The organism is Streptomyces sp. NPDC002004 (assembly GCF_053593975.1).
In genome coordinates this window covers 19,664-41,220 of sequence record NZ_JBSFDP010000019.1, presented here as the reverse complement: position 1 = coordinate 41,220, position 21,557 = coordinate 19,664, and the positions used below count along the sequence as shown (strand labels likewise).

Genomic DNA, 21,557 nt, shown 5'->3' with positions numbered 1-21,557 from the left:
GAGCTGTCCGAGCTGTCCGAGCTGTCCGAGCTGTCCGAGCTGTCCGAGCTGTCCGAGCTGTCCGAGCTGTCCGAGCTGTCCGAGCTGTCCGAGCTGCCCGACCTGCCCGGCGGGCTGCGCCCGCTGCGCGACAAGGACGCCACCGACGAGTGATGAGCCGCGTTGGGCGGGGACAGCTCTCCCCGCCCAGCCCAATGGGCTGGTTTGCCTGCGGAGAGGGGACTGTGCGAGCCTCTTAACTCATCTCTCTGAAAGGGCTGGTCGTGACGCTCGGCATGGTTCTCGGCGACTCCTCCTCTCGCGCTTCGACGCGGGTGCGGTAGCCCTACCTGCCTTGAGACACGTGCCCGTGCTGCAGCACGGGCCGTTTGCCCTGCTCCTCGTCGAAGTGCTCTTCGTGCCCCTGCACGTTCGATCACGAGGAGTACGTGGTGTCCACGATCCACTGGACCGAGACGAACACCCCCCGTTCCGCCCACTGGCATTCCGAGAGCGCGACACCGCCTCCCAGCCGGGCCATCGGCGCGGACGACCGTATGAAAGCCGACGCTGCTTACCGTCTGGCCTGCGAGGGAACCGCCTTGCTGTGGCGGGGCGACTTCCACAACGCACGTCAACTACTGCAAGCGATGGGCCGCCGCATCGACCGGAAATCTTCCCGGCAGGGCGGCAGCCCAGCAGAGTCCTTCCACCTGCACCGCAGGGCCCGCGGCCACCGTGCCCGCGTGCTCGGCAGGCTCCTCGTTCTGCTGGAAGGCGACTACTGCCTGAACCTGCGCAGGGCCCCCGATGTGCGCCGGGCGTGCACCGAGGCGTACGGTCCGCCGTCCGAGCCGATGGCTGTCTCGCTCACAGAACTACTGGGCGTGATCGGAGCGCATCAGTGGCGCGCGAAGGGCGTGGAGGTACCGGCCCTCGGCGCTCGCATTCACCCGCACTACGGCGTGTTCTCCCCGGTCAGGGGCGAATACGTCGACCTCGTTGCACATGCACCGCTCCCCGCACCGGCGGCCCATCCCACGGGTCGCCGTACCGCATTCGACGTCGGGACGGGGACGGGAGTACTCGCCGCTGTCCTGGCCCGCCGGGGAATCGACCACGTTGTGGCCACCGACATCAGCCCGCGCGCCCTGGCCTGCGCACGCGAGAACGTCAGCCGGCTGCACTTCACCGGGCGCATCGACATCGTGGGCCCCGGCCTGTTTCCCGAAGGGCGCGCGGACCTCATCGTCTGCAACCCACCCTGGATTCCAGCCCGGCCCACCTCCGCCGTAGAGCAAGGCGTCTACGACCCGGGCAGCAGCATGCTCCGCAACTTCCTGGACGGACTCACCGCGCATCTCGAACCGGGAGGTGAAGGATGGCTCGTCCTGTCGGACTTGGCCGAGCGCCTCGGACTCAGGACGCGCAGCGAACTTCTGGCCGACATCAAGGCAGCGGGCCTGCTTGTGGTGGACAGGACCGACACTCGGCCGCGGCATCCACGAGCGAGGGACACCGCTGATCCCCTCCACGCCGCCCGCGCCGCGGAGGTCACTTCGCTGTGGCGTCTCACCAGCATTTGACGATCAGCGTCGGCTGTCGCCGGGGGCGAGCAGGCTGGTGACCTCGGCGATCGCCTCCGGGGAGGGGTGGAAGTACTTCCGCACGTTCTCCGGCTTCTGTGCCGAGACTTCGCCATCAGCATGAGCAGGCTCGCCCCGGCCTCGCCGAGGTGGGTCAGGCTCGAATGCCGCCACTCGTGCAGGTCCCACCCGGTGCCGGGCGTGTCGCCGACGGCGGTGTGCTCGTCCAGCAGGGCCCGGGCCTGCCCGTACGACAGCCGGGCGAACCCGGTGTCCGGGCACACGTCGCGCGGGCTGACGATCTTGCCCGGACCCGGGCGGCGGTGGGTGACGAACACCGGTCCCCGCGTACGGCCCTTGAGCAACCAGGGCAGAAGGCGGGCGGTGCCGGCGTACCAGTACACGGGCTCCAACGCGAAGTCCTCACGAACCTGGCCGCGGCAGCGGGTACGTGGGCGGGCGCCCTTGGCCTTGACCGGGCAGCGGCGGCCGGTGAGGTCCAGGTCCTCGATGTTGACGCCGAGGATCTCCTCCGCCCGCGCGCAGAAGTCCTTGCCGCAGGTCGTGATCAACCTTGCCGCAGATAACAGGGCGTTATCTGCGGAACAACTTCAGAATCCGGCGACCCCGTCAGCCGCTCATCAGGGCCGACGCGGGCTTGGCGCACGATCTGACATTGATGCGGCCGCCGCCTCCCGTTCCCACCGGGACCACGCCGCTACGGCCGACGGCTCGGCCGCAGCGGCCGCGATGGCCGGCACCGCCAGCGGCGCGAGTTCCGCGATCTGCGCATCGGGGAGTGCACCCACGAACCAGAAACTGGACATTCCCATGGCGCGGTCGCCTGAGCTCCGAGTGTGCGACCCCCAGCTCGTCGGATGGGGGTGTGGCCCATGACGTGGGCCGGCGGTGAGGCGAAGTCGAGGGCGAGGAAAGCGAAGGGACTAGTTCAAGGAGTATGAGAAGGAAGCCCCTTCATGGCCTCGCCGCGGTCAACCGTAGCAGTCAGGCGGGGATCAGGTCACGCAGATTCCCGGGGGTGAGGACCCGGGAGCCGGGGTGCAGGCCCTCGGGGCGTTCCAGGCCGATGAAGGTGACGGGACCGTCCGGGACCGTCACACCGTCCCACAGCTCCGACTTCGTGGCGCTGCCGGCCATCAGCCCGGTGAGATACCGGACCGTGAGGTGGTCGCGCTCGACGATGCCGCGCAGCAGCGTCGCGACCGACACCCGATTGCCCTCGACCTGGTTGGCCGACGGGTGACCCTTGAGGTACAGGTGCAGCCACTTGGCCCGCCAGCGTCCGTCGTCGCCACGCAGGAACGCCAGCGGAAGCGCCACCCTGCCGGGGCCGCGCAGTTCGGACTTCAGCCGCACGGTGCGCGGCTCGAAGGGCCGGCCCTGCTGTTCGGCCTCGCGCAGCATGAAACCGAAGAACGACTCCTCGACCTCCTCGAAGCCCTCCCCGGAGAAGACGTTCACCTGGGGCACGATGTAGGTGCCGCGGACGGCGCCGAGCCGCAGGTTGATGAACTCCGAAGCCCCTTCGGGCGCTTCGGTGATGTCGCCGGAGTGCTCACCGCCGATGTCGGTGAGTGCGGTGTACGACAGCCAGGAGACGGTGGAGTAGTCGGCGTCGAGCATCAGCGCCGACAGGTCGAAGTCGGTCGTGCGGCCGGTCTCCTTCCAGTACACGAAGAAGCGCAGCAGTTCGCCGTCGACGGGGGACACGGAACCGCGGGGCAGAACGCCCAGGCCGGACGCGGTCGCCTTGCCGCTGAGCGGAAGCGCGACATCGAGGACGTCGGGGTCGACCAGCAGATGGCCCGGCGCCGGCAGGCGGCGGAGGATCTCGGCGTCCACGGCGGCGATGAGGCGTTTGCGCTCCGGCGGCAGCACGGGCGGCCGGTCGTCGGACGCGACCCAGGCACGGCCGAGGCGGTTGACGAAGACACGGCGTTCCCCCGTGTCCTGGGGGCGGTTGTGGAGGTGTTCACGGACCGACAGAAGCACTCGTCCTGACACCTGGGGGGCGACCTGTTCGGCGGCGGCCACTACGGTGTCGCGCTCGTCCTGCGTGAGGGCGTCGCGCAGCAGGCGGTCGAGCGAGCGGAACAGCTTGCCGGGCGCGGACGTCAGGAGCCGCGCCGCCGCGGGGACATCGCTCATGCCGAGCAGCTCCTCGACGCGGCTGTCGAAGGACCGGGCCTTCTTCTCGCCGCGGGCGACGGCGAACACCTCCGCGGCGTGCGGCAGGCGCGGGTACTCGTGCGGATGGAGGCGTTCGCCGAGTCGCTTCCAGGCCTCGCGGTGCGCGTTGACGTCCGCGAGTTTGCCGGGGGCCGCGGCGACGACGGCGTCGAGGCCCGCGAGCAGGGCGCGGCGGACCGGGCGGGACAGCGCGGTGAAGCGTGTGGGCTCCTGAAGGGTCACATCGCCGCCGGACAGCGAACAGGCGAGGCGGAGCACATCGGTGACGGTGTCCAGCAACAGGTCACCGCCGGCCTGGAGCCGGGCGTGGTTGACGACGGCGCGGTTCTCGCGCATCGGTATGGCCTCCGGCCGGGGCCCCGACACGCAGTGCCCTGCGAGGGTCCTCAGATCCCGCAGGTCGTCCTCGCCCAGCGGTGTGGAAGCCCCTGCCAGTGCCAGGTACAGGGCGGTGATCTCGTCGTCCAGGTCGTCGCCGAGGTGCAGGACGGTCATACGGTCGCCCGCCGCGGCGATGAGCTCGTCGTGTGCGGCGAGCATCTCGGTGTAGGTGTGCCGGTAGTTGCCGTAGGACGGGAGGGTGAGCAGGTTCAGCACACCGCTGTCGAGCTGAGCGATGGTGCGGTCGCGGGTGGTGTCGTCCGCGAGAGCCTCGCGCACGCACTGCATCCAGAAGTCGAACGTGTCGGGCACATGGGCGGGGAAGTCGATGAAGTAGACGTTGTGCCGGACGTGGTCGCCCACCATGGCGCGGACGGTGTGCAGGGTGCGCACGGCGATGTCGGCGACCGTGCTCCCGGAGAGCCCCGACAGCCGCTCCAGCAGGTCCGCCGAGAGTTTGAAGCCCACGGACATCAGCGCGGCGTCGAACTGCCGTGCAGCGACGTCGCCTTCGCCGACGGGCCCGGTGGGGGAGGGGAGGCGGTGGGTGTGCCGGACGACCAGCGGTTCGAGACTGTTGCCCATGGCGGCATGATCCCAGAGCCCCCGTGACCGGCGCATCCGAGTTCCGCCCCACCTCGGCGCTGCAGGACGGTGCACCACGGGCCGGTGTGCCCATGGCGGCTCGGGCGCCCGACGCACCGCCCGTGGCATCATCCATGGTGCCGCAGCGTCGGCTGCCGACCGTGAAAGGTGATGATGTACGCGATCCCCCTGGGAGACGACGGCGCCGAGCTGCGTCCACTGGAACCGTGGCGGGCCGAGGAGTTCCTCGCCCATGTGGACCGTGGCCGGGAGTTCATCGGGCAGTACAACGGCCTGCCCGACGTGGTGACGGACCTGGAGTCGAGCCGGGCGTTCCTCCAGGCGTACGCGGACCGGGCAGCGGCCGACTCCGGGCGGCTCCACGGCATTTGGCTGGACGGCCGGCTGGTCGGCGCGGTCCTCTTCCGGAGGCTGGACGTCGGGCAGGGCGTCGCCGAGGCGGGCTGTTGGCTGGAGCCGTCGGCGGTGGGCAGGGGGCTGGTGACCCGGGCCGTCCGTGCGATCGTCGACTGGGCCGTGGACGAGCGGGGCATCCACCGTGTGGAGTGGTGGGTATCGGCGGAGAACGAGGCCAGCATCGCCGTGGCCCGGCGGCTGGGGATGACGAAGGACGGCGTACTGCGGGAGAGCTGTCCGTACCGGGGGAAACGGCATGACGAGGAGATCTGGTCGGTGCTCGCCCCGGAGTGGCGGGCGGCCCGGCAGTCCTCGTGACGGCATCGCCGATCGGCGGACCGAGGGGTCTCCCGGGTCGCCCTGCGCCTCGAAGCTCCTCCGACCATGAAGAAGTTCAAGGCCGAGTCCTGACCGCTTCCGGATGTGCGCGCCCCGGCCGCGTCCCGGCCCACCGGCGCCTTCGGACCGTCACGGACTCCCGATCGACAGGCTGAGACCATGCGCACCGAGCACCACTGGATCACCACACCCCTCTCCGCGGACATCCTCCGCGGTGCCCTCGAGCTGGAGCGCACCGCGCACGGTGTGCTGCCCCACCGGCTGCCCGCCCGGGCCCGCGCACAGTGCGCCGACGCGCAACTCGCCATGGCGGAGGCCCAGCCCTCCGGAGTACGGCTGGTCTTCCGCACCCGGGCCACCGCCATCGAACTGGACGCGCTGCCCACCAAGCGGGTCTACGTGGGTGCCCCGCCCCGCCCGGACGGTGTGTACGACCTGGTCGTCGATGGCCGGCTGGTCGACCAGGGAAGTGTGTCCGGCGGCAACACCCTGACCATCGACATGACCACCGGGACCGCCGAGCACCGGTCCGGTCCGAGCGGCACCCTCCGTTTCACCGGCCTGTCCGACGGTGTCAAGGACGTCGAGATCTGGCTGCCGCACAACGAGACCACCGAAGTCGTCGCCCTGCGCACCGATGCCCCCGTCGAGCCCGCACCGGACCGGGGCCGCAAGGTGTGGCTGCACCACGGCAGTTCGATCAGCCACGGCTCCGACGCCGCGAGCCCCACCACCACCTGGCCCGCTCTCGCCGCCTCCCTCGGCGGCGTGGAGCTGATCAACCTCGGGCTGGGCGGCAGTGCGCTGCTCGACCCGTTCACGGCGCGCGCCATGCGGGACACCCCCGCCGACCTGATCAGCCTGAAGATCGGCATCAATCTGGTCAACACCGACCTGATGCGCCTGCGCGCCTTCGCCCCCGCCGTCCACGGTTTCCTGGACACCGTCCGCGACGGCCACCCCACCACACCGCTGCTGGTCGTCTCGCCGATTCTCTGCCCCCTCCACGAGGACACTCCCGGGCCCAGCGTCCCGGACCTCACCGCCCTCGGCACCGGCCGTCTGCGGTTCCTGGCCGCCGGCGATCCGGCCGAGCGGGCGAGCGGCAAACTGACCCTGGGCGTCATCCGCGACGAGCTGGCCCGGATCGTGGAGCAGCGAGCCGCCGAGGATCCCGCACTGCACTACCTCGACGGCCGTGACCTCTACGGAGAGGCCGACTCCGCCGACCTGCCGCTGCCCGACCGGCTCCACCCGGACGCCGCCACCCACCGCCGCATCGGCGAACGCTTCGCCCGGCTGGCCTTCGGCGCCGGCGGCCCTTTGACGGACCGCGGCGCCTGAGCCGGGTTCGGCGGGGCAGGGGGCCGTGCCGAGGCCCACGGCGAGGCCTTCGGCTTCGGGGGCCGTACAGCGGCCCCGTCGTCCCGGCCGGGTGGTGCGCGTCGTCCGCGTCAGGTGGTGTCGCCTCGTCCCGTTCTCCTACGCCGTCGCAGGACGAAGGTCGCCGGGAGGAGCGCGCCCAGGAGCAGCCCCGCCAGCCCTCCGAAGATGGCCATGTTCGTGCCGCCGCCCCCGTCCGTCTGCGCCCGGACCGGCTGCGCGGCACCGCTGCCGTGCGGGAAGGTGATGAGGGCGTGGGCGCTCTCCTCGTGCAGTCCGCTCCTGAGGTGGAGGGTGGCGTCCCAGGGACCGTCCGCTACCTGGTCGGTCACCATGACCGTCACGGGCTCGGACTGCCCCGGCGCGAGAGTGGTGCCGAGCTTGACCGCATAGGGGCCGGCGTCGATCGCGCCCGTCGCCTTCGACAGATCGAGACTTCCGCTCAGGTCCAGGGCCCGGCCGCCGGTGTTGTGGACCTGGGCCCTGACGACGGCTCGGCCGGCCGCGTCGCGTTCGGCGGTCATCGTGTCGACCCTGAAGTCGGTGGCGGGTGGATTGTGGCCGCCCACGGACAGATACAGCCGGATGCCCGCCCGGTTGACCAGCGTGACCCCGGGACCGCGCCCGCCCGACATCTGTGCCCATACGACGCCGTACCGCTCGCCGGGGGCCGCGTCCTCGGGCACCTTGATCGTCACCGATGTGCGGACCTTGGAGTGGGGCGGCACCTCGATCCGGCCCTTGCTCAGCGAGGTCCAGGAGGTGAGTTCGTTGCCGTGCTTTCCGTACTCCCCGACGAAGGCGCCCTTCTTGATGTCGGCGGCGCCCGGATACAGGGAGACCCGCGCCGATTCGTCGGAGGTGTTCGCCACCTCCACACGGCGGTGGATGGTGGTGCCCGGTAGGAGGTTGTCGATGATGTACTGGCGCGCGCGGGTGTCGTCGACGAGCGCCGCGGGGACGTCGACGAGCCGCACGGTGAAGCCGCCGCGGTCGTTCGCGGTCCGCGCCTCCGCCGCGGCCCGGGGGGTTGCGTGGGCCGCGGACGGAGGGGTGGTGATGGCCCCGGCGAGCGCCATGAGGGTCAGCGCCCCTGCCGGAATGTATTTGTGCACGGATATGGAGCCTCAGCAGGGTGTCGCGGACGTCACGACACGGAGTGGGTGATGGTCGAGGTGTACTGGCCCGCCAGCGTGTTGGCGGGGATGTTGACGGTGATCGTGGGGTTCCAGGTGGCCGAGTTGATGCCGGAGACGTTGGCCGCGGTCTGCACGGGTCCCGGCGGGTACAGCGGGGCCAGGTTGTGTGCGGTGACGACGGCGTTGCCGGTGACGCTCGCCGGGGGAGCCGTGTAGCTGCTGGAGCCCGCCGCCGAGACGGAGATCGTGCTGGAGCCGGGGCCGACGAAGTCCGTGCCGTTCGCGGTGACCGTCCAGTTGGCAGTGCCGCCTCGGCCGTCGGTCACGGTGACGTTGCCCAGCGCGCTGCTGACCGTCTGCGCGCCGGAGCTGGCGGCGGTGGAGCCGAGGTCGACCGGTCCCGTCGGGACCGTGATGCCGAGGCCACCGCCGGTGATCTCCAGAGTCACGGGGGTGTCCTCGGCCGATGCCGGTGGCGGGCCGGTCAGGACCGCCACACTTGCCAGCAACACAACCAGGGGAATGCCACGACGCATTCTCTTGATCCTCTCGGAAGGGAGACGACTCGGCGTCTCGCAAAGTGCCACTCGCATAGTGGGGTCTCGGCCGTCGACCGGAGTTGATCATTGATGAGACACGAGCGCAGCTAGCCCGATTGGATCAAGGTGCGGGGCTTGCATCCGGATGTGCAGGCAGGTCATAGGACGGGTTGCGGGCGTGCCCGCGATCGTGGATACGTCTGTGCGAAGGTCCGTCCGCAGCGGCCCGATGGTTCATCTCGTGAGCGTGGGCGAGGACTTGGAGCATCGCAGGGCAGGTCCCTGCGCGGCGCGCGGCGAGGCGCGGAGCACCGGGCCCGTCGGAGACGTCTCGATGACGTGGCTGTTCCCCCGGCCTGCGGGGGAACAGCCGTCACAGCATGACGTGCTTGGCCTGCGTGTAGTCGAGCAGCCCGTCCATCGACAGGTCGCTGCCGTACCCGGAGTGCCGGACGCCGCCGTGTGGCATCTCCGAGACCGTGGTGCCGTGGGTGTTCACCCAGACGATCCCCGTGCGCAGGGCGCGCCCGGCGCGCATGGCCCGGTCGTGGTCGCGGGTCCACACACTGGCGGCGAGCCCCTGGGGAACCCCGTTGGCCCTGCGGATGGCATCCGCCTCGTCCGCGAAGGACTGCACCGTCACCACCGGCCCGAAGACCTCGCCCTGCACGATCTCGTCGTCCTGGCGGACCCCCGCGACAACCGTGGCCTCGTGGAAGAAGCCGGGACGGTCCAGGGCCGACCCTCCCGCGACGACGTGGGCGTGAGGCGGGAGCCCGTCCACCATGCGGCGCACCGAGAGGAGTTGGGCCGAGCTGTTGAGCGGGCCGAAGTCGATGTCCCCGGCGTCGGGGTCGCCCGTGCGCTGCCGGGAGGCCTGGAGGGCGAAGGCCTCCAGGAACGTGTCGTGGACCCGTTCGTGCACCAGGATCCTGGTGGCGGCCGTGCAGTCCTGGCCGGCGTTGTAGAAGGCCAGTGACGACAACTGCGCGACCGCGTCGTCGAGATCGGCGTCCTCGTGCACCAGGACCGGTGCGTTGCCGCCCAGTTCCAGGTGGAGCCGCTTGAGGTCGGCCGCCGCGGCGGCGGCGATCTCCTGTCCGGCCCGGACGCTGCCCGTGACGGCGACCAGCCGGACGTCCGGGTGGGCGACCAGGGCGCGGCCCGTGTCGCGGTCGCCGCACACCACGTTCAGCACACCGGGGGGCAGGTACTCCGCCGCGATCCGGGCCAGCAGTGCGGCCGACGACGGGGTGGTGTCGGACGGCTTGAGGACGACGGTGTTGCCCGCGGCGAGCGCCGGGGCGATCTTCCACACCGCCATCATGAGCGGGTAGTTCCACGGGGTGATCTGGGCGCACACTCCCACGGGGTCGCGGCGCAGCACGGAGGTCCGGCCCGGTGTGTACTCGGCGGCCACCGATCCCGGCATGTTGCGGGTGGCGCCCGCGTAGTACCGCAAGGTGTCGACGATCGCCGGGAGTTCGTCCGACCGGAACAGGGCGTACGGCTTGCCGGTGTCGCCGACCTCCGCGGCCACCAGTGCGTCGGCCTCGCGCTCCATGGCGTCGGCGATCCGCAGCAGTGCGGTCTGCCGTTGCTGCGGGGTGGTGACGGACCAGTCCTCGAAGGCGTCCCGGGCCGCCCGGCAGGCCGCGTCGACATCGGCGGCCCCGGACAGCGGGGCCACTCCGTCGATCCGCCCGGTGGCCGGGTTCACCAGCCGCATCGCGGCCTCCGACGCGGCGGACAGATCGGCTCCGCCGATGTGGTTGAGAACGCTGGTGAGGTGTGCGGAATCAGCCACGGCGCAGCGCCTCCCGGGCAGCGGCGCGGCCGGTGCGGACGGCGCCTTCCATGTAACCCGCGACCCACTGGTCGGAGCCGCACACGTAGAACGGTGGCTCGTGGGTGCCGTGCAGCGGGCCGACGGCCATGACCTCGCCCGGCGGCCACTGGGTGACGTACCCCTGGGTCCACGGGTCGGTGCCCCACAGCCGCAGGTGGCAGGCGAGCGGGCGGTGCGCACCCTCGCCGTACATGTCGGCGATCTCGGCGAGCAGTTCAGGGGTGCGCAGATGGGCAGGTGTGCCCAGCAGGACGCCGTAGCGCTCGGGGGGAACGAGCGCCGACAGGACGGCATGGCCCTGGGGCCAGGTGGAGCCGAGCACCCCCTCGCATTCGGACAGGCCGCTGAGGCCGGTGTCGCGCCAGAACGGTTCCTCGTACACGGCGACGAACTTGGCGGCCACCGCGTGGCGCTGACGGTGCAACGAGGCGAGCCGCGTGTCGCTGACGCCGCTGACCGCGACCGAGCGCAGCGGCCCCACGGGGAGTGCGCTGACCACGGCCGCCGCGGTGACGCTCTCCCCGGTTACCAGGCGGACCGTGCAGCGACCGGGGCGTATGTCCAGGGCGGCCACGGGTGAGCCCAGGCGGATCCGTCCGCCGAGTTCGCGGCCCATGACCTCGGCGAGCGTCGCGGATCCGTCGGCCAGCCGGAGCCCCTCCCAGTCCTCGTAGTCGTAGTGGCCGGTGCTCGGGACCGCGGCGCTCTTGCGCAGTGCCGCGAGGAGCGAGGTGCGTTCGTAGGAGCCGTCGGCCAGGGCGAGTTGGCCGATCTCCCACAGCCGTACGACGGAGGGGGAGGCGTGCCGGGCGCGCAGCCAGTCGCCGACCGAGAGCCGGTCCAGGACGGCGGCCTCCGGATGGGACCACGGATCGTCGGGATCGACGCTCGCGGCCATGGACACGAACTCGGCGGTGAGCCGCTCGTGTTCGGCCATGTCGCCGGAGGCGAACCAGTGCGGCGGATCACCGGCCGAACGGCCCTCCGGGGTGACCCGGGTGATCTTGCCGGGCTCGGCGACGTAGCTGGGGACCAGCGCCAGGCCCAGTTCCTCGGCGAGCGCCAGGTACGCGGTGTGGGCGCGGCCCACCACTTCGCCGCCCAGCTGGACGGTGCGGCCGTCCGGCAGCCGGGTCTGCTCGACCCGGCCGCCGACCCGGTCCCTGGCCTCCAGGACCAGTACGTCGGCGCCGCCGGCCGCCAGGTCGCGGGCGGCAGCGAGCCCGGCAAGACCGGCGCCCAGCACGATCACGTCGTGGTGCATCTCGTCGGTTCCTTCGTTCGGTGCGCCCGGGGCGCGGGGCGGGCGGTCAGGCGAGGACGAGACAGTGTTCGGGGCGCCATCCGAACTCCACCGTTTCGCCGCCGTCCCAGCGGTCCTCCATGCGGGCCCGCGCGGTGTTCTGCTCCAGCACCGACAGGGTGACCCCCGGGGCGAGTTCGATCAGATAGGTGGTGGTCGGCCCGGAATAGACGGTCTCGCGGATGACGCCCCGCAGCACCGACATGCCCGGCTCGAAGTCGGAGAGCCAGATCTTCTCCGGGCGGACGGACACGCTGACGGTGCTGCCGTCGCCGACGTCCCGGCGGCCGACCGGGAGGGAGGGGCCCTGGTCGAGGACGACCTCGCCGTCCCGGTACGTGCCCGCCATCAGGTTGGAGGTGCCCATGAAAGAGGCGACGAAGCGGCTCGTGGGGTGTTCGTACACGTCCTCGGGGGTGCCGCACTGCTCGACACGGCCCTCGTTCATCACGGCCACCCGGTCGGACATGGTCAGCGCCTCGTCCTGGTCGTGGGTGACGAAGACGAAGGTGATGCCGACCTCGCGCTGGATCTGCTTGAGCTCCACCTGCATCTGGCGGCGCAGCTTCAGGTCGAGGGCCGCCAGCGGTTCGTCGAGGAGCAGCACCGCCGGGCGGTTGACCAGGGCCCGGGCGAGTGCCACACGCTGGCGCTGACCGCCGGACAGGGTGCGGGGTCTGCGCCGGGCCAGGCCGCCGAGCTGCACCAGGTCCAGCATCTCGCCGACCCGGCGGCGGATCTCCGACTTGTCCACGCCCTTGCGCTTCAGCCCGAAGGCGACGTTGTCGGCGATGCTGAGGTGGTCGAACAGCGCGTAGCTCTGGAAGACGGTGTTGACGTTGCGCTTGTTGGGCGGCAGTGCCGTCACGTCCTCGCCGGCGAGCAGCACCGCACCCTCGGTCGGGTCGGTGAATCCGCCGATCATCCTCAGTGAGGTGGTCTTGCCGCAGCCCGAGGGGCCGAGCAGGGAGAAGAACTGGCCGGCTTCGATGTCGAGGTGCACGTCGCGGACGGCGTAGGAGTCCGCGAACTGCTTGGAGACGCCGTCGAGCCGGACGGCGGGAGTCGCGTCCATGGAGTCACTTCCCTGAAAGGATGTCGAGGCCACCGCGGCGGCCGAACAGGCGCGGAATGAACAGGGCGAGGGCGATGAGGCCGATGGACCCGGCGAGCATCAGCGTGCCCACGGCGTTGATGGTGGGCTGCACCCCGAAGCGGATCGCGGAGTAGATGCGCACCGACAGCGGCTGGGGATCGACGCCGGTGGTGAAGTAGGCGAGGACGAAGTCGTCGAAGACGAGCGCGAAGATCAGCACGGCGCAGGCGAGCACCGTGGGCAGCAGGGCCGGCAGCGTCACCAGCCGCACCGCCTGCCAGCGGGTGGCGCCGAGGTCCATCGCGGCCTCCTCCACCTCGGGGTTGAGGGCGGCGACGCGGGAGCGCAGGATCACCGTGACGTACGAGATGGAGAAGGTGATCTCCGAGATCATCACGGTGCCGGTCGACAGCGTCACGCCCAGGCCCTTGAACAGCAGCATGGACGCCACTCCGGTGACGATCTCCGGGGTGATCAGCGGAACCAGCATGATCAGGCCCGCCAGTGAGCCCAGCCGGGTCCGGCAGCGCACCAGCCCGAGGGCCAGGGCCGCCCCGAGCACCACCGAACCCGCCATCGCGACCAGCGAGATCCGCAGGCTGGTGCCCAGCGACGAGATCAGGACGTCGTCGTGGAAGAAGGTCCGGTACCAGCGCAGTCCGAACCCGCCGAAGACGGTCAGGGACTTCTTGGTGTTGAAGGAGAACAGCACCACCACGGCGATGGGCAGGTACAGCAGGGCGAAGAACAGCACCGTGACGGCGAGGGCGATGCGCGGTCTGCGGTCGGCGCGTCCGCGGCCCCGCCGGGTTCGTGGCCGCACCGTCTGCTCGGGGGACGTGCCGGTGGGCGTACGCAGGAGGGTCATCGGCGGGCCTCCGCTTCGTCCTTGCGGGTGCGCCGCAGATAGCCGAGCATGCCGATCAGCAGCACGAGCATCAGCATCATCGTGAGCGCCGATCCCAGCGGCCAGTTCTGGCCCTGGAAGAACTTGTCCTGGATGAGGTTGCCGATCATGATCTGGTCCGGGCCGCCCATGAGCTGTGCGCTGACGAAGTCGCCCATGGCGGGCAGGAAGACCAGGACCAGTCCCGCGGCCGCGCCCTGGCGGGTGGCCGGCAGGGTGACGAAGAAGAAGGTCCGCAGGGGCCCGCCGTACAGGTCCCGTCCGGCCTCGATCAGCGAGACGTCGAGCCGTTCCAGGGCTGCGTACAGCGGGATGACCATGAAGACCACGAATCCGTAGACGAGGCCGGCCACCACGCCCACTCCGGTGTTGAGGATCTTCGTGCCGGAGTCGGCGAGACCGACACCGCGCAGGGCCTTGAGCAGGGGTCCGTCGTCGGAGAGCACCACCGACCAGCCGTACATCCGCACCAGGTAGTTGGCGAAGAACGGCACCACGATCGCCGCGATCATCGCGTTCTTGAAGCGTCCGCCGTGCAGGGCGATGGTGTACGCGACGGGGTAGGCGATCACCAGGCAGATCACGCAGGTCAGCACGGCGTAGCCGAGGGAGCGCAGGAGGACTTCGGAGTAGGCGGGGTCGGTGAGGGCCCGGATGCTGCTGAGGTCGAATCCGAAGCGGGGGTTGCCGAGGCTGTCGGTGGTGCCGACGGTCAGCACGGCGACCAGGACCAGGGAGGCGATCAGGAAGCCCGTCATCCACAGGGTTCCCGGGACCATGAACCAGGTCCACATGCGGGTTCCGTCGGAGCCGGGGCCCCGGCGCCGACGACGGGCGCGGGAGAGGGGAAGCACGGTCATGTCAGCCCGCCTTCACATGGGTCCAGGCGGTGTCACGGGCGTCTTCCTGGGCGCGGGTGCCGTTGCGGAAGAACAGGTCCGCCTTGAGGTCGTCGTCGGTCACGATGCACTCCGGGAAGGGTTTGACGAGGGCCCGATAGACGTCCTCGGAGCCGGCCACGGGCATCGGATAGCCGATGTACTCGATGTTCTTCTTCACGTTCTCCGGGCGGAGCATGTAGTCGATGAAGAGCAGCGCGGTGCCGGGGTGGCGGGCGTTCCACGGGATGGCGTAGCAGTCGGAGTTGATCGGTGTGCCCTCTTTGGGGGCCTGGAAGCCGAAGACGGACGGGTCCTTGGCCTGGTTGAGCATGGCGGCCATGTCGCCGCTCCAGGCCTGGGTCATCACCGCGTTGCCGTTGAGCAGGTTGTTGTAGCTGTCGCTGGAGAAGCCGCGCAGCCGGGGGCGGAGGGTGGCCAGCGAGGAGGAGATGCGGTCCAGGCCGTCGGTGTCGCCGGTGTTGACGTCCAGGCCGAGTTCGAGGGCGCCCATGCCCAGTACCTCGTCGCGGTCGTCGAGCAGGAACACCTTGCCTCTGGCCTTGTCGCTCCACAGGTCCTTCCAGGACCCGGTCAGATCGCCGATCCTGTCGCGGCGCCAGCCGATGCCGGTCTTGTACGCGGTGAAGGGGACGGTGTGCGCGGAGCCGGGGTCGTACCAGGGGTCGGAGAAGTAGGAGTGCTTTCCGAAGACCGCATGGCCGTTGGCGAGTTGGGAGTGGTCGATGCGGCGGAGCCGGCCGCCCCGGGCCAGGCGCTGGGCCCATTTGGCGGTGGGGAAGATGATGTCGTAGCGATTGCCGGCGTTGAGCTTGGCGACCATGCCTTCCATCGAGTCGAAGTTCGACTGGATGACGTTGACGCCGTACTCCTTCTCGAAGCCCTTGAAGACCGAGGGGTCGACGAAGTCGGCCCAGTTGAAGTAGACGAGATCGCCGTCGATGCGTGCGCGGACCGGGGCGAGGTCCCGGTCGTCCGGGATCTTGGCGGGCATGAACCCGCAGCCGCTGAGCGAGGCGCCTGCTGCGCCCAGCAGGCCGAAGGCGCCTGCGCGCAGCAGGGTGCGCCGGGAGGGTGGTGGTACCTCGGGGGACACGGAGCGTCCTCTCCGTCGAGGATGGCACAGCTTCAGGGCGGGGACCGGGGGGCACGGCTCACGGAGGCCCTGTCTCCGTAGTGATCCGGTCTCGGCAAGACAGCTGGTGTCTCAGCGGAGGGGACATAAGGTCGTCGGGACGGATGCGGTGTGCGGGGCCGGTGCGGCTGCCGGCGAGCGGTGGATCATGCACCGCTCCCTTCGAGGTCGGCCCTGACCCGGCGGGCGAACCAGCCGACGGCGGTCTCGCGGCGCGACAGCGGGCCCGGCTCGTAGCCCGGTGTCGACAGTCCCGCCTGGACCCGCTCCACCAGCTCGGCGTCCTCGTCGTTGGTGACCCATCCGATGTGGATGTTCAGCCGACGGGCCAGCCGGGTGCGTGCGCTCTCGCCGTGCCGCGTGTAGAAGGCGCCGGGGATCGCCGCCCGGTCCTGGGCGGTGGGGAGAGCGGTCCACGCGAGCACGTGGTCAGGGTAGAAGTCGATGAGCGTGTTCGGGTAGATCACCGCGTAACGCCACACCCGCCGGTCGGCCTCGGTCAGGCCCGGCATGGGGGTGGCCAACCGCTGGTAGAGGCGTTCGGTCCAGTTCGAGGACGGTTTGTCGCGCAGGGGGGACTCGAAGAGCGCGTACGACTCCTGGATGTCGACCGTGTACGCCTGGTAGTCGAGCAGCCGCATCAGTGCGGGGTGGGCCACGGGGACGTGGTAACCCTCGAGGTAGTTGTCGACGATCACCTTCCAGTTGGCGTTCTGCTGCTCGGCGCCGTCCATGTCGTGGATGCGGTGCTTGCCCACGGGCTCGAGATCGGCACCGGCGTAGTGGCCGACGGCCTTCGCCAGACCGGAACAGCTCTCGGCGAGCGGGACGGCGTCGGGATCGAGGTTGACGAAGACGAACCCGAGGAACGACTCGGCCTTGGCCGGGTGCAGCCCGAGGCGGGGCTTGTCCAGGCAGGGGATCTGGCGGGCCTCGGGGGCGCCGACCAGCGTTCCGTCGAGCTTGTAGGTCCAGCCGTGGTACGGACAGCGGATCGCCTTCCCCGACGGCTCGGGCGCGGTGACGAGGCGGGTGCCGCGGTGACGGCAGACATTGAGGTGGGCGGCGAGCCCGCCGTCGGTGGTGCGTACGACCAGTACGCTCCGTCCCGCCACGGTGGCGGCCAGGCGGGCGCCGGGGCCGGGCAGATCGGATTCGTGGCAGACCAGCTGCCAGGAGCGGGCGAAGAGATGGTCCGTCTCGGCTGCCGCGATGGCCGGGTCGGTGTAGTAGCGCGCGGGGAGTGCTTCCCCGGGATGGTCCGGGGCGTTGCCCGGCGGCGCCGGGGAGGCGGCGGGTGCCGGGGTGATCGGGGGCTGCATCGGATCCTCCTCCACGCCGCGGGGGCGGCGATGGGTGGTGAGGCTGCGCAGGATCGGCGGTCGGCTGTGATTCCGGCCGTGCCGTGAACCTTGCTGACTAATTGGTTAGTCAGAGTGGGGTGACCCCAGGGCACTGTCAAGGCTTGTGAGCTGACTAATTAGTTAGTTAGTCTACCGCTGGCGGGCCGGTACAGGCTCGCCAGCACTGACGTGGCCCGTCCGGGCGCCTGCCACGAGCAGGCCGGAGCCCCACCCGGAGCCGGCCCCGTCCTCACAGGTCCGCGCGGACCGCAGCGAGACCGGTCCGCGCCCCGCGGAACTCCGCCCGCGCCGCGCCGGCCGCCGGAGCATCCGCCGCCCCGCCCCCGCTTCCCCTTTCACCGCGCCACACCCCGCCCCCGGACCCAGGGGGACGGATGTCCCCGCCCACCCGGAGGCACGCATGAGCGGTCGTCGAAGCCTCGTCTGGCTCGGCCTCACCCCCGAGCCCGAACGTGAGCTGCCCGCCGCGGTGGCCGCCTTGCGCCCCCGCACGGACGGCCACTCCCTGGCGGCGCTGACCACGGCGGAACGACGCAGGGTCGAAGGCCTGATCCTGCGCGGCACCCAGCGCAGCTGGCTCGGCTACCTCCGTGAAGTCACCGCCCTGGTCGTCGGCACCGCCGAAGGAACCGCCTCCGCCGACCCACGGGCGGCGCTGGTGGCGGGCGAGGTCGTCCTCGACCACCACCGGATGCTCATCGGCCTGCCCGGGGCCGGATACGAGCGCGCCGCCCCACAGCGACAGGCACTGGAACAAGCGGTGCTCCGGCTCCGGACCCGCACCGACAAGGGAGCCGCCGCATGACCGGCATCCTCTCCCTGACCCGTCAGGGACAGCCCCCCGTCCTCGTCCCGCAGCCGCCCGGCGGGGAGGACCTCGCCCGCTACCGGGCGGCCGGCGGATACGCCCCCGCCTCTCCCGGCCGGCTGCTCGACGCAATCGCCACCGCCGTACTGCGCGGCCGTGGCGGCGCCGGATTCCCCGCCGCGGTCAAGCTCCGCACCGTGCGGGACGCCCGCGGAGAGAAAGTGGTCGTCGCCAACGGCGAGGAGGGCGAACCCGGCTCCGTCAAGGACCGCTGGCTGCTGCGCCACCGGCCGCACCTCGTCCTGGACGGCCTGCGGCTCGCGGCGGCGCTCACCGGCGCCCACCGTGGCTACGTCTACCTCGCCGACCCGGCCGCCGAGCAGGCCGTACGCCGAGCCCTCACCGAGCGGCCCCCCGAGGTCCCCGTCGAGGTCGTGCGCACCGAGCACACCTACGTGGCCGGGGAGGAGAGCGCCGTGGTGCGGCGTATCGACGGCGGTCCCGCGCTGCCCACCGCCAAACCCCCACGCCCCTTCGAGCGCGGCGTCGGCGGCGCACCCACCCTCGTCGCCAATGTGGAGACGCTGGGCCGCATCGCCCTGATCGCCTCGCACCCCGACGCCGCCGCCACCGTGGCCGGCACCCACCTCGTCACCGTCGCCGGCCCCGGAAGCGACCCGGTCCTCGTCGAAGCCCCCGCGGGCACCCACCTCAAGACCCTCGCCGATCTCCGCGGCCACGGCAGGGCACCGGCGGTTCTCCTCGGCGGCATGTTCGGCGGACTCCACGGCGACGGCTGGACCGACCTGCGGCTCGACCACGACGAACTCGTGGCCGCCGGAGGAGCGTTGGGCTGCGGTGCCCTGCACTTCCTGCACCCCGACGACTGCCCGGTCGCCATCGCCGCCGACGCGACCGGATACCTCGCGGCGCAGAGCGCCCGCCAGTGCGGCGTCTGCGTCTCCGGCACCCGCGCGCTGGCCGTGACCCTCGGCGCGGTGGCCCGAGGCGACTCCGACGACGAGGACAGCGCCAAACTGCTGCGCTGGTCGGCCCAGCTGCCCGGCCGGGGCGCCTGCGGCCTCCTCGACGCCGCGGCACGCATCGTTTCCACCCTCCTCACACACTTCCCGGACCGGGTCCGCGACCACCGGGGCACCGCCTGCCCCGCCTGCGTGGCCGCACCGCCCCACGACGGTGGCCGCCTCACGGTCGCCGTCCCCTGACCCCGCACCGCCACGCGACCCCCGGTCCCCGCCCCGCCCCACGCCTCCGGGGTCGCCGACTCCGCACCACCTGCGACGGAAGCCGCCCCACCGTCGCCGTCCCCCTCCGGCCGGCCGTCACCGCCCGCTCCCCGAAAGGACCCCCGCCATGAAACTGCTGCTGGACTCCACCCGCTGCCAGGGCTACGGGCTGTGCCAGGAACCCGCCCCCGAACTCATCGACATCGACGAATGGGGCTACGCCCATCCGATCGAGACCACCGTGCCCGAGGGCTCGGAGCAGGCAGCCGCCGAGGCCGTCGCCGCCTGCCCCAACTCGGCGCTGCGGCTGGTGAAGTGATGGGACGTGACCTGACTGCGCTCTTCGACCCGGTGTCCGTGGCAGTCGTCGGAGCGAGCGACGACCCCGCCAAGTACGGCCACGCCATCGCCGCCCAGGCCGTACGGGCGGACCACCGACGCCCCGTCCACCTCGTCAACCGGCGCGGGGGCACCGTCCTGGGCCGCACGGCCGCCACCAGCCTCCGCGCGATCGGCGAACCCGTCGACCTCGCCGTCGTCTCCGTGCCCGCCGCCGGGTTCGAGGCCGCCGTCGACGAGGCACTGGAGTGCGGGGCCCGCGCGATCGTCGCCATCACGGCCGGCTTCGCCGAGACCGGCGCCACGGGACGCGAACGCCAGCGCGCCGTCGCCGAACGCGTCCGCTCCGCAGGCGCCGTGATGGTCGGCCCCAACTGCCTGGGCATCGCCGACAACACCACCGACCTCTTCCTCGCCTCCGACACCTTCACCCCCGGCGGGATCGCGCTGCTCAGCCAGAGCGGCAACCTCGCCCTCGAGCTCCAGCTCCGCTTCGGACCGCACCGCCTCGGCTTCTCCCGGTTCGTCTCGCTCGGCAACCAGGCCGACGTCACCCTCGTCGACCTCCTCGCCGACTGCGCCCGCCACGAAGGCACCAGCGCCATCGCCGTCTACGCCGAGGACTTCGGCGACGGCCGCGCCTTCGCCGAAGCCGCCGCCGTCGCGGGAAAGCCGGTGGTGCTGCTGACCGCCGGACGCGGCGACGCATCGGCACGCAGCGCCCAGTCGCACACCGGAGCCCTCACCACCTCCGCCGACGTCGTCAGCGCGGCCTGCCGGGACGCCGGAGTCGAACTCGTCGCCACCACACGCGAACTCACCGTCGTCCTCGCCGCCCTGGCCCAGGAACGCCGCGCCGCCGGCCGCAGGGTCGCGGTGCTCACCGACGGCGGCGGCCACGGCGTCATCGCCGCCGACGCCGTCGAGTCCGCGGGTCTGGAGGTGCCCGAACTCGCCCCGGACACCCGCGACCGGCTGCGGGACGTGCTCTGGGAGCAGTCCGCCCTCGGCAACCCCGTCGACCTGGCCGGCATGGGCGAACAGGACCCCGCCTCGTACGCAGGGACCGTCGCCGCGCTGCTGGAGGCCGAGGAGACCGACGCCGTCCTGATGACCGGCTACTTCGGTGGCTACGCGGCCGCGCAGGGCGGCCTCGGCGGGGGCGGCGCGACCCTGGCCCGCGGTGAGCAGGAGGCGGCCCACGCCATCGTCGCCCTGCACCGGGCGGGGGCCAAACCGCTGGTCCTCCAGTCGATGTACCCGGACTCGCCCAGCTGCCGCACCCTCACCGCGGCCGGCATCCCCGTCTTCGGGGCGACGGAGGACGCCGCCCGAGCACTCGCCGCCCTCGCCGGAGCCGGCCCCGACCGGCTGCCGGCCGGCGTCGCGCCGCTCCCGCGGGCCGCCGTGCCCATGACGCGTACCGGCTATCTCCGGACCCGCAGGGCACTGGAGGCCGTCGGCATCCCCTTCCCGGCCGCGCGCGAGATCCACGACGAGGACGAACTGCGGGCCGCCGCCGCCGAGATCACCGGCCCCTATGTGCTCAAGGCCCTGCACCTGCTGCACAAGTCGGACGCCGGGGGAGTGGCCCTGGGCCTCGCCGGACCCGACGAACTGCTCGCCGCCCACCGCGAGATGCACAGCAGACTCGGCGCGCCCTCCTACTCCGTGGAAGCCATGGCCGACCTCTCCGACGGCATCGAGCTGATCGTCGGCGTCAACCGGGACCCGCGCTTCGGACCCGTGGCCATGGTCGGACTCGGTGGCATCCTCGCCGAGGCCCTGCGGGACGTCGCCTTCGCCCTGGCCCCCGTACCCGCCGACCACGCGCTCCGGCTGCTGCGCGGGCTGCGCACCGCCCCGCTGCTCGACGGGGTCCGGGGCCGCCCGGCCGTGGACGTCACCGCGGCCGCCGAGGCCGTCGAACGCATCACCGCCTTCGCCGCCGCCCACCCCGAGATAGCAGAACTGGAGGTCAACCCGCTCCTCGTCCGGCCCGCCGGAGTCCTTGCGCTGGACTCCCGCGCCGTCCTCGCCTGACCACCGCA

General features: G+C 71.6%; 17 protein-coding genes and 1 pseudogene. 7 read left to right on the top strand and 11 right to left on the bottom strand.

Features of this window, described 5'->3' with window-relative positions:
- The first annotated feature begins 431 nt into the window (after positions 1 to 431).
- A complete protein-coding gene (locus ACWCP6_RS24630; RefSeq protein ID WP_450934697.1) occupies positions 432 to 1,565 on the top strand; it encodes a methyltransferase in 1,134 nt (377 codons plus the stop codon).
- Positions 1,566 to 1,568: 3 nt separating this feature from the next.
- On the opposite strand, the pseudogene ACWCP6_RS24625 reads toward ACWCP6_RS24630, so the two are convergent.
- A pseudogene (locus ACWCP6_RS24625) lies at positions 1,569 to 2,110 on the bottom strand (site-specific integrase); the annotation flags it as partial.
- Between the two features lie 460 nt (positions 2,111 to 2,570).
- Positions 2,571 to 4,742 (bottom strand): hypothetical protein, encoded by a 2,172-nt coding sequence (locus ACWCP6_RS24620; protein WP_450934696.1) that lies wholly within the window; start codon positions 4,740 to 4,742, stop codon positions 2,571 to 2,573.
- A 174-nt stretch (positions 4,743 to 4,916) separates the two neighbouring features.
- On the opposite strand from ACWCP6_RS24620, the gene ACWCP6_RS24615 reads away from it, so the two are divergent.
- Positions 4,917 to 5,477 carry a GNAT family N-acetyltransferase gene (locus tag ACWCP6_RS24615; RefSeq protein ID WP_450934781.1) on the top strand — a complete coding sequence of 187 codons (561 nt, stop codon included), beginning with the start codon at positions 4,917 to 4,919 and terminating at the stop codon, positions 5,475 to 5,477.
- A 180-nt stretch (positions 5,478 to 5,657) separates the two neighbouring features.
- Positions 5,658 to 6,842, top strand: a complete 1,185-nt coding sequence (locus ACWCP6_RS24610) for a GDSL-type esterase/lipase family protein (RefSeq protein ID WP_450934695.1) — start codon at positions 5,658 to 5,660, stop codon at positions 6,840 to 6,842.
- 110 nt (positions 6,843 to 6,952) lie between these two features.
- Here ACWCP6_RS24610 and ACWCP6_RS24605 read toward each other — a convergent pair whose 3' ends face one another.
- The 9 genes from ACWCP6_RS24605 to ACWCP6_RS24565 form a co-directional block, all read right to left on the bottom strand.
- Positions 6,953 to 7,996 carry a hypothetical protein gene (locus tag ACWCP6_RS24605; protein WP_450934694.1) on the bottom strand — a complete coding sequence of 348 codons (1,044 nt, stop codon included), beginning with the start codon at positions 7,994 to 7,996 and terminating at the stop codon, positions 6,953 to 6,955.
- A gap of 32 nt (positions 7,997 to 8,028) precedes the next feature.
- Positions 8,029 to 8,469, bottom strand: a complete 441-nt coding sequence (locus ACWCP6_RS24600) for a hypothetical protein (RefSeq protein ID WP_450934693.1) — start codon at positions 8,467 to 8,469, stop codon at positions 8,029 to 8,031.
- Between the two features lie 463 nt (positions 8,470 to 8,932).
- Complete coding sequence (locus ACWCP6_RS24595; protein ID WP_450934692.1) at positions 8,933 to 10,366, bottom strand: aminobutyraldehyde dehydrogenase; 1,434 nt, start codon at positions 10,364 to 10,366, stop codon at positions 8,933 to 8,935.
- Entirely contained in the window at positions 10,359 to 11,672 is a 1,314-nt protein-coding gene (locus tag ACWCP6_RS24590; protein WP_450934691.1) for a flavin monoamine oxidase family protein, read from the bottom strand. Before ACWCP6_RS24590 ends, ACWCP6_RS24595 begins: the two co-directional genes overlap by 8 nt.
- Before the next feature lie 46 nt (positions 11,673 to 11,718).
- On the bottom strand, positions 11,719 to 12,786 hold the full coding sequence (locus tag ACWCP6_RS24585; RefSeq protein ID WP_450934690.1) for an ABC transporter ATP-binding protein: 1,068 nt from the start codon (positions 12,784 to 12,786) through the stop codon (positions 11,719 to 11,721).
- Between the two features lie 4 nt (positions 12,787 to 12,790).
- Positions 12,791 to 13,675: an ABC transporter permease gene (locus ACWCP6_RS24580; RefSeq protein ID WP_450934689.1), complete on the bottom strand. Its 885-nt coding sequence runs from the start codon at positions 13,673 to 13,675 to the stop codon at positions 12,791 to 12,793.
- Positions 13,672 to 14,574, bottom strand: a complete 903-nt coding sequence (locus tag ACWCP6_RS24575) for an ABC transporter permease (RefSeq protein WP_450934688.1) — start codon at positions 14,572 to 14,574, stop codon at positions 13,672 to 13,674. The genes ACWCP6_RS24580 and ACWCP6_RS24575 overlap by 4 nt, the downstream gene beginning before the upstream one ends.
- 1 nt (position 14,575) lies before the next feature.
- Positions 14,576 to 15,709 (bottom strand): polyamine ABC transporter substrate-binding protein, encoded by a 1,134-nt coding sequence (locus ACWCP6_RS24570; RefSeq protein WP_450934687.1) that lies wholly within the window; start codon positions 15,707 to 15,709, stop codon positions 14,576 to 14,578.
- A 185-nt stretch (positions 15,710 to 15,894) separates the two neighbouring features.
- Entirely contained in the window at positions 15,895 to 17,070 is a 1,176-nt protein-coding gene (locus tag ACWCP6_RS24565; RefSeq protein WP_450934686.1) for an aromatic ring-hydroxylating oxygenase subunit alpha, read from the bottom strand.
- A 442-nt stretch (positions 17,071 to 17,512) separates the two neighbouring features.
- Between ACWCP6_RS24565 and ACWCP6_RS24560 the strand changes: the two genes are divergently transcribed.
- The 4 genes from ACWCP6_RS24560 (at position 17,513) to ACWCP6_RS24545 (ending at position 21,549) form a co-directional block, all read left to right on the top strand.
- The gene (locus ACWCP6_RS24560; RefSeq protein WP_450934685.1) at positions 17,513 to 17,917 is read left to right on the top strand and encodes a hypothetical protein; all 405 of its coding nucleotides are present in this window, start codon (positions 17,513 to 17,515) and stop codon (positions 17,915 to 17,917) included.
- Positions 17,914 to 19,146, top strand: a complete 1,233-nt coding sequence (locus tag ACWCP6_RS24555; RefSeq protein ID WP_450934684.1) for an NADH-ubiquinone oxidoreductase-F iron-sulfur binding region domain-containing protein — start codon at positions 17,914 to 17,916, stop codon at positions 19,144 to 19,146. The genes ACWCP6_RS24560 and ACWCP6_RS24555 overlap by 4 nt, the downstream gene beginning before the upstream one ends.
- Positions 19,147 to 19,294: 148 nt before the next feature.
- On the top strand, positions 19,295 to 19,486 hold the full coding sequence (locus tag ACWCP6_RS24550) for a ferredoxin (RefSeq protein WP_450934683.1): 192 nt from the start codon (positions 19,295 to 19,297) through the stop codon (positions 19,484 to 19,486).
- On the top strand, positions 19,486 to 21,549 hold the full coding sequence (locus ACWCP6_RS24545; RefSeq protein ID WP_450934682.1) for an acetate--CoA ligase family protein: 2,064 nt from the start codon (positions 19,486 to 19,488) through the stop codon (positions 21,547 to 21,549). Before ACWCP6_RS24550 ends, ACWCP6_RS24545 begins: the two co-directional genes overlap by 1 nt.
- Positions 21,550 to 21,557: the final 8 nt, after the last annotated feature.

Excerpts from the sequence above, each read along its gene's own strand:
- ACWCP6_RS24560 (WP_450934685.1), top strand. The coding sequence starts at position 17,513 with ATGAGCGGTCGTCGAAGCCTCGTCTGGCTCGGCCTCACCCCCGAGCCC.
- ACWCP6_RS24610 (WP_450934695.1), top strand. The coding sequence starts at position 5,658 with ATGCGCACCGAGCACCACTGGATCACCACACCCCTCTCCGCGGACATC.
- ACWCP6_RS24545 (WP_450934682.1), top strand. The coding sequence starts at position 19,486 with ATGGGACGTGACCTGACTGCGCTCTTCGACCCGGTGTCCGTGGCAGTC.
- ACWCP6_RS24555 (WP_450934684.1), top strand. The coding sequence starts at position 17,914 with ATGACCGGCATCCTCTCCCTGACCCGTCAGGGACAGCCCCCCGTCCTC.
- ACWCP6_RS24585 (WP_450934690.1), bottom strand. The coding sequence starts at position 12,786 with ATGGACGCGACTCCCGCCGTCCGGCTCGACGGCGTCTCCAAGCAGTTC.
- ACWCP6_RS24615 (WP_450934781.1), top strand. The coding sequence starts at position 4,917 with ATGTACGCGATCCCCCTGGGAGACGACGGCGCCGAGCTGCGTCCACTG.
- ACWCP6_RS24550 (WP_450934683.1), top strand. The coding sequence starts at position 19,295 with ATGAAACTGCTGCTGGACTCCACCCGCTGCCAGGGCTACGGGCTGTGC.
- ACWCP6_RS24575 (WP_450934688.1), bottom strand. The coding sequence starts at position 14,574 with ATGACCGTGCTTCCCCTCTCCCGCGCCCGTCGTCGGCGCCGGGGCCCC.
- ACWCP6_RS24620 (WP_450934696.1), bottom strand. The coding sequence starts at position 4,742 with ATGGGCAACAGTCTCGAACCGCTGGTCGTCCGGCACACCCACCGCCTC.
- ACWCP6_RS24590 (WP_450934691.1), bottom strand. The coding sequence starts at position 11,672 with ATGCACCACGACGTGATCGTGCTGGGCGCCGGTCTTGCCGGGCTCGCT.
- ACWCP6_RS24580 (WP_450934689.1), bottom strand. The coding sequence starts at position 13,675 with ATGACCCTCCTGCGTACGCCCACCGGCACGTCCCCCGAGCAGACGGTG.
- ACWCP6_RS24565 (WP_450934686.1), bottom strand. The coding sequence starts at position 17,070 with ATGCAGCCCCCGATCACCCCGGCACCCGCCGCCTCCCCGGCGCCGCCG.